This is a genomic window from Aeromicrobium sp. REDSEA-S32_B7, assembly GCF_001626145.1.
Taxonomy (GTDB): domain Bacteria; phylum Actinomycetota; class Actinomycetes; order Propionibacteriales; family Nocardioidaceae; genus Aeromicrobium; species Aeromicrobium erythreum.
In genome coordinates this window covers 1-8,655 of the sequence record NZ_LUNF01000181.1, presented here as the reverse complement: position 1 = coordinate 8,655, position 8,655 = coordinate 1, and the positions used below count along the sequence as shown (strand labels likewise).

The following is an 8,655-nucleotide window of genomic DNA, read 5'->3' as shown; positions in this document are numbered from 1 at the left end:
CACGGCGACCGGCACGGCGACCGGCACGGCGACCGGCACGGCGACCGGCACGGCGACCGAGGAGCTCGGCTCCTCGGCCCAGCGCGAGCGTCGCAAGCGCATCCTCGACGCCACCATCGACCTGGCCTCCCAGGGTGGCTTCGACGCCGTCCAGATGCGAGCGGTCGCCGACCGTGCCGAGGTCGCCCTCGGCACGCTCTACCGCTACTTCCCCTCCAAGATCCACCTGCTCGTCTCGGCTCTCGGGCGTGAGTTCGAGAAGGCCGAGGGCGCGCTGCGCGGTCGCGAGATCGCCGGGGACACCCCCGCCGAACGCGTCATCGAGGTGCTCAAGCTGACCAGCCGCGGGCTCCAGGGCGACCCGCACCTGACCGAGGCGCTGACGCGGGCGTTCATGTTCGCCGACTCCTCGGTGCAGACCGAGATCAACCAGGTCGGGATGCTGATGACCTCGATGGTCACCCGGGCGATGCACCCCGGGCGCACCGAGTTCGACGACCAGGACGTCGCCATCGCCAAGGTCATCGGCGACGTGTGGCTCTCCGCCCTCGTCGGCGACGGCGCCACCGTCGCCCGGCTCGGCGGCGACGAGTTCGTGGTCCTGTGCACGTCGGCGGGGACGCGTGAGGAGCTCGCCGCCGAGGCGCAGCGGATCATGGACCGCCTGTCGGAGCCCGTCGTGCTGCAGGACGGCACGACGGTCTCCGTGACCGTCAGCATCGGCATCGCCGCCGCCGACGAGCAGGCCGAGGCGCCTCTGCTCCTGCGCCACGCCGACCAGGCGCTCTACGCGGCGAAGGACCGTGGTCGCGGCCGGGCGGAGTTCTACGACCCGACCGTGCACGCCGGCATCGAGTCGTCGGCGCGGCTGCTCGTCGACCTCGAGCGGGCGCAGGCCTCGGGGGAGTTCTCGCTCGTCTTCCAGCCCATCGTCGACGTCGCCACCGGCTACCTCCACGCGGTCGAGGCCCTGCTGCGCTGGGACCACCCGATCCGGGGCCAGCTGCGTCCGGGCGACTTCATGCCCGTGCTCGAGGTCAGCGACCTGATGCACCAGGTGGGCGACGGGGTGCTCCGCGGGGCGTGTGCGCACGCGGCCGCGCTGGCTGCCCAGGGCACGCCGGTGCCGGTGCACGTGAACGTCTCGGCCGTCGAGCTGGGGCGGGCGGGCCTGGTGGCACGGGTGCTGTCGGTGCTCGACGAGGTCGGGCTGCCGCCGTCGATGCTCGTCCTCGAGATCACCGAGACGCAGCTGCTCGACGTGACGGGCGGTCTGGTCGTCGACCTCTTCGCCCTGCGCGACCACGGGGTGCGGATCGCGGTGGATGACTTCGGGACGGGCTACAGCACCCTGGCGCACCTCGTCGACCTGCCCGTCGACGTCGTCAAGCTCGACGGGTCGTTCGTCGCCCGCATGACGCACTCGCGCCGGGCGCGCTCGGTCTGCGCCGGGGTGGTCGCGATGGCCCAGGGCATCGGCATCGACGTCGTGGCCGAGGGAGTGGAGACGGCGGAGCAGCAGACCGCGCTCGAGTCGCTCGGCTACCGGCTGCTCCAGGGCTACCACCTGGGCCGGCCGGCTCCCGCCACGCCACCGACGGCCGGCGTGGGCGCGCAGGGACGCGGTTGATGACGTTCGGGTGAACGTCTGGTTCCGAGCCTTCCGGACGGGCGACGGCGCAGCCTAGGGTCCTCTCGACCTGACCAGTGACTTCGGGGGGAGTCCCGCCATGCCGCTTCGTGCTGCCTCGTCCACCGTCCACGTCCGTCCCGCCGTCGGGCGGCGACGGCGCCGCCTCACCCACGTCGTCGGCCTGCTGGTCGCGACGCTCGTCGCGACCGTCCTCGTCGCACCAGCCGCGTCGGCGTCGCCGGAGTCGCAGCTCGCCGAGCTGACCGTGCGGGCGGAGGCCAACGGCACGACCTACGACCGCGACGCGTTCCGGCACTGGATCGACGCCGACGGCGACGGCTGCAACACACGCGCCGAGGTGCTGATCGACGAGTCGTCGTCGGCGACGGGGCGCACCGGCACGTGCACGATCACGTCGGGCTCCTGGCTGTCGCGTTACGACAACGTGCGCTTCACCGACGCGGGAAGCCTCGACATCGACCACATGGTGCCGTTGAAGGAGGCGTGGATCTCCGGTGCTTCGGGCTGGACGGCGAGTCGACGCGAGTCGTTCGCCAACGACCTCGGCGACGCCCGCAGCCTGATCGCGGTGTCGGCGTCGACGAACCGGTCCAAGAGCGACCAGGATCCGGACTCCTGGCTCCCGCCCGCCACCGGCTACCGCTGCACGTACGTGTCGGACTGGATCGCCGTGAAGTACCGGTGGGGTCTCAGCGTCGACTCCGCCGAGAAGGCCGCCCTGCAGGACGTCCTGGCCGGCTGCTGACGCCCGGCTCGACCCGTCGCCGTCGATGCTGATTCCCATCAATGGATGGGAATCCCTCGCTCACCTGGGGTTGCATCCGCAGGTGAGTGAGGGAGAACCATGGTGGGCTGCTGGTTCCCATGAACTGATGGGAACCAGCAGCCAGGTGGCCATTGAGGGCGGAACGCGTGAACTTGTCGTCCGGATGGCCGGAAGTTTCAGATACCGCCAGTACCTGAGACACCGGTCTCATCCAGTGGTCGGTTCCCGAGGCCTCCGCTAGTGTCCGCGGAATGAGGATCGGAGTGGTCGCCGAGTCGCGTGCCGGGGAGACCCGGGTCGCTGCGACTCCCGCGACGGTCGCACGTCTGCTGAAGCTCGGGTACGACGTGAGCGTCGAGTCCGGGGCCGGGGCGAAGGCCGCGTTCGCCGACGAGGCGTTCGCGGAGGCCGGTGCCTCCGTCGTCACGGGGGAGGAGGCATGGACGGCCGACGTCGTCCTCAAGGTCAACCCGCCGAGCACCGCCGAGATCGACCGGCTCAACGACCATGCGACGCTGGTCAGCCTGATCGCGCCGGCCACCAGCCCCGAGCTGCTCGAGGCGCTGTCGGCCCGCCCGCTGACCGTCCTCGCGATGGATGCCGTGCCGCGCATCTCGCGGGCGCAGTCGATGGACGTGCTGTCGTCGATGGCCAACATCGCGGGCTACCGCGCCGTCGTCGAGGCGGCGCACGAGTTCGGCCGCTTCTTCACCGGGCAGGTCACGGCCGCCGGGAAGGTGCCGCCCGCCAAGGTGCTCGTCGCCGGCGCCGGCGTGGCCGGGCTCGCGGCGATCGGTGCCGCGTCCAGCCTCGGCGCCATCGTGCGCGCCACCGACCCGCGCCCCGAGGTCGCCGACCAGGTGAAGTCGATCGGCGGCGAGTACCTCGCGGTCGACGTCGAGGTCGAGAAGTCCACCGACGGCTACGCGAAGGCCACCAGCGAGGAGTACGACCGCCGCGCCGCGGAGATCTACTCCGAGCAGGCCGCCGACGTCGACATCGTGGTCACCACGGCGCTGATCCCGGGACGTCAGGCCCCGCGGCTGCTCACCGAGGCCGACGTCGCCTCGATGAAGCCCGGCAGCGTCATCGTCGACATGGCCGCGGCCCAGGGTGGCAACGTCGCGGGCTCGGTGGCGGGCGAGAAGGTCGTCACCGCGAACGGCGTGACGATCCTCGGCTACACCGACCTCGCCGGTCGCCTGCCCACGCAGGCCTCCCAGCTGTACGGGCAGAACCTCGTCAACCTGCTGACGCTGCTCACGCCGGGCAAGGACGGTCAGCTCGTCCTCGACCACTCCGACGTGGTGCAGCGTGGCGTGACCGTGGTGCACGACGGCGACGTCCTCTGGCCGCCGCCGCCCGTGCAGGTCTCGGCGGCACCCGCCCCGACGGCCGAGATGCCGGCCGTGCAGGAGAAGCCGGAGCCGCGCCCCGGCCTCACCCAGCGCGGCAAGTACCTTCTCATCGCCGCGGGCATCGCCGCCCTCTTCCTCGTCAACGCGTACGCGCCGCCGCCGCTGCCCGAGCACTTCTTCGTGCTCACGCTGTCGGTCGTCATCGGCTACTACGTGATCGGCAAGGTCCACCACGCCCTGCACACACCGCTCATGAGCGTCACCAACGCCATCAGCGGCATCATCGTCGTGGGTGCGCTGCTGCAGATCGGCGTCGGCGACGGGGCCGACAACGCGTGGGCGATCCGCCTGCTCGCGTTCGTCGCGGTGCTGCTGGCCTCCATCAACATCTTCGGCGGCTTCGCCGTGACCCGCCGCATGCTGAGCATGTTCTCGAAGGGCTGATCAGAGTGACTGCACAGAGCATCGCGACCGCGGCGTACATCGTCGCCGCCCTGCTGTTCATCCTCAGCCTCGCCGGGCTGAGCAAGCACGAGACCGCGCGCTCGGGTGTCGCCTACGGCATCGCCGGCATGACCATCGCCCTGGTCGCGACCATCGTGCTGGCCGTCGAGGACGCCGAGACGGTCGGCGTCGTCCTGCTGGTCGGTGCGATCGTGATCGGCGCGGGCATCGGCATCTGGCGGGCCCGCGAGGTCGAGATGACCGGCATGCCGGAGCTGATCGCGCTCCTGCACTCCTTCGTCGGCATGGCGGCCGTGCTCGTCGGCTGGAACGGCTACCTCGAGCACCCGGTGTACCCGTTGGTGTCGCTCGAGCGGATCCACTCGGCCGAGGTCTTCGTGGGCGTGTTCATCGGCGCCGTGACGTTCACCGGGTCGATCGTCGCGTACCTGAAGCTGAGCGCACGGATCAAGTCGTCGCCGCTCGTGCTGCCGGGCAAGAACTACCTCAACATCGGCGCGCTGGTGCTGTTCTTCGTGCTCACCGTCGTGTTCGTGGCGAGCCCGAACATCTGGCTGCTGATCCTGGTGACGGCCCTCGCCCTCGCCCTGGGCTGGCACCTCGTCGCCTCGATCGGCGGTGGCGACATGCCCGTCGTCGTGTCGATGCTCAACAGCTACTCGGGCTGGGCCGCGGCCGCGGCCGGCTTCCTGCTGAGCAACAACCTGCTGATCGTCACCGGCGCGCTCGTGGGCTCCTCGGGTGCGTACCTGAGCTACATCATGTGCCAGGCGATGAACCGCTCGTTCATCTCCGTGATCGCGGGCGGCTTCGGCATCGAGGCGCCGGCCGGCGAGGCGACGGACTACGGCGAGCACCGCGAGGTCGACGCCGAGGGCGTGGCCGAGCTGCTGAAGGACGCGTCGAGCGTCGTCATCACCCCGGGCTACGGCATGGCGGTGGCACAGGCGCAGTACCCGGTCGCCGACCTGACCCGCAAGCTGCGCGAGCGCGGCGTCGACGTGCGGTTCGGCATCCACCCGGTCGCCGGTCGCCTGCCCGGGCACATGAACGTGCTCCTCGCCGAGGCGAAGGTCCCGTACGACATCGTGCTCGAGATGGACGAGATCAACGACGACCTCGCCGACACCGACGTGGTGCTCGTCATCGGCGCCAACGACACCGTGAACCCGGCCGCGGCGGAGGACCCGACCAGCCCGATCGCCGGCATGCCGGTGCTGCGGGTGTGGGAGGCGTCGAACGTGGTGGTGTTCAAGCGCTCGATGGCCGCCGGGTACGCGGGGGTGCAGAACCCGCTGTTCTTCCGGGAGAACAGCCAGATGCTGTTCGGTGACGCGAAGGACCGCGTGGAGGACATCCTGCGCGCGCTGTGAGTCGGAGGTGCACGGTCGGCCGGTCGCCCGAGGGGTGGCCGGCCGTCGTGCTTCGTGGGAGAAGGGACGACGGATCGTGTTGACATGCACGGATTGCTATATAAGGATGTGTGCATGAGTGAGCGGGGTGACGCCGGGCGGGGGGACATCGACGCCTACGCGTCCGTCGCTGCACTCTTCGACGCCATGTCGACGCCGTTGCGCGCCGCTCTCGTGCACCGTCTGTGCGCGGGGGAGCAGACGGTCGGAGACCTCGTCGAGTGGACCGGGCGGTCGCAGCCGCTCGTGTCGCAGCACCTGAGGATCCTGCGCACCGCACGTCTCGTCTCGGGCGAGCGACGCGGACGCGAGGTCGTCTACTCCCTCACCGACGAGCACGTGGCCCACGTGCTCCTCGACGCCTTCCAGCACACCCAGGAGAACCACCCATGACCGTCATCGACCACCGCGAGGCCGAGAAGCACGACCACACGCACGGCCCGGGCTGCGGCCACGACGCCGTCGTCCACGAGGACCACGTCGACTACCTCCACGACGGCCACGTGCACCGTGAGCACGACGGCCACTACGACGAGTGCGCCACCTGTTCCTGTGCGCACTGCTCCGACAGCTGTGCGACCTGCACCTGCACCGACTGCACGTGCGAGACCTGCAACCACAACGTCTGCTCCTGCGCGCACTGCTCCGACAGCTGCGCCAACTGCGTGTGCAGCGACTGCACCTGCAGCACCTGCAAGCACGCCGCCTGAGTCGGGCTCACCCCTCGACCCGCGCCCACTCCGGGCGCAGGTCGTCGGGCACCCAGCGCATGAGCGCCGCGTGGTCGTCGGGCGCGACCTCCTCCTGGGGGTCGCGCCCGACGTGCGTCAGCGCGACCTCCGCCGCGCGCTCGTCGAGCGTCGGACCGAGGGCCACGAGCCGGCTCGTCGGCGCGGGCCTCGGTGCGGGAGTCACCCTCGGGAGCCCGCCGACCCGGTGCACCGTCCACCAGCGTGCACCCCATGGCACGTCGAGCCGGACCACGCCCTTCAGCCGGTAGGCCTCCGGCAGTCCACCGTCGAGCAGCTCGGCGAGGCGTCGCGGGTGCACCAGCCCGTCGTGCTCCCAGGTGCTCGCGTGGACGTGCTGGTGTCCGCCGGGGAGTGGGAGGGCCTCGGCGAGGGACAGCTGACGGGGTCCGTCGTTCAGCGGAGCCGAGGCGTCGGCGAAGAGCTCGGGGTCGAGTGCGCCGTGCGGCGCGTCGACCACGGGCACCCCGGTGCGCAGCAGCGGCTCGAGCCGGCGTCGCGCCTCGGCGACGGGGACGGAACCGGGCAGGTCGGTCTTCGTGAGCGCCACGAGGTCGGCGCGAGCCAGCGCGGCGGGGTCGAGCAGCGTGTCGTCGTCGGCCCAGGCGCGCGCGTCGAGGACGTGCAGCAGCCCGCCTGCCTGCCCGGGGTGCCGCACCGCGCGGTGGAGACGGGCGGCGAGCGTCGCCGGGTCGGCCACCCCGCTGGACTCCACCAGCACCAGGTCGAGTCCGGCGCGCGTCGACGTCAGCTGCTCCAGCGTCGAGTCGAGCGTGTCGTCGTCGACCCGGCAGCAGACGCACCCGCCGGCCAGCGAGAGCGTGGCCGCCGACCCGGCGTCGACGAGCAGCGCGTCGACGTCGACGGCGCCGAAGTCGTTGACCAGCACGCCCACCCGACGTCGGCCCCGGTGGGCGAGCAGGTGGTTGAGGATCGTCGTCTTGCCGCTCCCGAGGCTGCCGGTGAGGGCGACGACGGGGACGGTGGCGGACACGGCCCGAGGATACGGACCCTGACCGTGACGACCTGGCCCCGGATGGCCCCGTTCGAGGGCCAGGACGTCACGGTCAGCGGGGCTGTCGGGCGGTGCGCCAGGCGAGCACTGCCGCCGCGAGGGCGAGGGCCAGGACGGCGAGCGCGACGAGCAGCGAGACCTGGATGCCGGCGTCGCCGTCGGAGCGTCCCGCGACCACCTGGTAGGTGGTGGCCAGCAGTGCCGCGCCGAGCGAGGAGCCGATGCGCTGGCCGGTCTGCAGGGCCCCGCCGGCCGCGCCACCCATCCGCGGCGGCACCTCCTGGAGGGTCAGCGTGATGTTCGGCGACACGACGGCGCCGCCGCCGAGACCGGCCAGCAGCAGGAACGGGGAGAGCGCCCACCAGAGGTCGTCGGTGGGGCGACCGGGCGCGACCAGCGCGGCACCGAGGACGCCGACCATCATGACGCCGAGCGCGATGACCGTGAGTGGTCGACCGACCGTGCTGACCAGCCGTCCGGCGAGCGGGGACGTGATCGCCGACCCGAGGGCGAACGGGGTCAGGAGCAGCCCGGCGTGCAGCGCGCTGACGTCGCGCGCGTCCTGCAGCCACACCGACGCGACCAGGAACACGCCCGTGAACCCGGTGAAGTAGACGGTGCCGACGAGCAGCCCGTTGCCGTACCCGGGGAGGCGGCGCAGCAGGTCGAGGTCGAGCAGGGGGTCGTGGCCGAGTCGCTTCTCGCGGTGCTCCCAGCGCACGAACGCCCACGCGAACACCGGCACGCCGACGAGCAGCCCGAGCGGCCAGCGCGCACCCGACTCGAGGCTGACGAGCGGGTAGAGCAGGCAGAGCACGGACACCCCGAGAAGCGCCGCGCCGAGGGTGTCGATGCGGCCGGGCGTGCTGTCGTCCTCGCGTCCGGGGACCATGCGGGCGACGGCGATCGCGGCGACCACGCCGATCGGCACGTTGACGAGGAACACGAGCCGCCAGCCGAGCTCCTCGCCGACCAGGCCGATGACGAGACCGCCGAGGAGCGGTCCGGTGGCCGACGCGAGCGAGACGGTGAGGCCGAAGTAGCCGAACGCGCGGCCCCGCTCGGCGCCGGAGAACAACTGCTGGATGAGCCCCGAGCTCTGGGGCGTGAGGAGCCCGGCCGACGCGCCCTGGAGCAGTCGGGCGACGACGACCAGCTCGGCGGTGGGCGCGAGCCCGACCGCGGCGCTCGAGGCGACGAACCCGGCCAGGCCGATCAGCATGAGCCGTCTGCGGC

General features: G+C 71.7%; 8 protein-coding genes. 6 read left to right on the top strand and 2 right to left on the bottom strand.

What is annotated here, in order from left to right:
- The 6 genes from A6Q79_RS12570 to A6Q79_RS12545 all read left to right on the top strand — a co-directional run.
- Positions 1-1,630: EAL domain-containing protein (locus A6Q79_RS12570; protein WP_317698506.1), on the top strand; the 1,630-nt coding region annotated here is incomplete at its 5' end.
- Positions 1,631-1,730: 100 nt separating this feature from the next.
- Complete coding sequence (locus tag A6Q79_RS12565; RefSeq protein ID WP_286690193.1) at positions 1,731-2,399, top strand: HNH endonuclease family protein; 669 nt, start codon at positions 1,731-1,733, stop codon at positions 2,397-2,399.
- Between the two features lie 272 nt (positions 2,400-2,671).
- Positions 2,672-4,222: a Re/Si-specific NAD(P)(+) transhydrogenase subunit alpha gene (locus A6Q79_RS12560; protein WP_067860489.1), complete on the top strand. Its 1,551-nt coding sequence runs from the start codon at positions 2,672-2,674 to the stop codon at positions 4,220-4,222.
- Positions 4,223-4,227: 5 nt separating this feature from the next.
- Complete coding sequence (gene pntB / locus A6Q79_RS12555) at positions 4,228-5,616, top strand: Re/Si-specific NAD(P)(+) transhydrogenase subunit beta (protein WP_286690194.1); 1,389 nt, start codon at positions 4,228-4,230, stop codon at positions 5,614-5,616.
- Between the two features lie 114 nt (positions 5,617-5,730).
- The gene (locus A6Q79_RS12550) at positions 5,731-6,048 is read left to right on the top strand and encodes a helix-turn-helix transcriptional regulator (protein WP_286690195.1); all 318 of its coding nucleotides are present in this window, start codon (positions 5,731-5,733) and stop codon (positions 6,046-6,048) included.
- Positions 6,045-6,365: a hypothetical protein gene (locus A6Q79_RS12545; RefSeq protein ID WP_286690196.1), complete on the top strand. Its 321-nt coding sequence runs from the start codon at positions 6,045-6,047 to the stop codon at positions 6,363-6,365. The genes A6Q79_RS12550 and A6Q79_RS12545 overlap by 4 nt, the downstream gene beginning before the upstream one ends.
- Before the next feature lie 7 nt (positions 6,366-6,372).
- Here the strand turns inward: A6Q79_RS12545 and A6Q79_RS12540 are convergent, their stop codons facing one another.
- Positions 6,373-7,398, bottom strand: coding sequence for a GTP-binding protein (locus A6Q79_RS12540; RefSeq protein WP_286690197.1), 1,026 nt, complete (start codon positions 7,396-7,398; stop codon positions 6,373-6,375).
- 73 nt (positions 7,399-7,471) lie between these two features.
- Positions 7,472-8,655, bottom strand: a 1,184-nt coding sequence (locus A6Q79_RS12535; protein ID WP_317698496.1) for an MFS transporter, incomplete at its 5' end; no start/stop codon positions are given.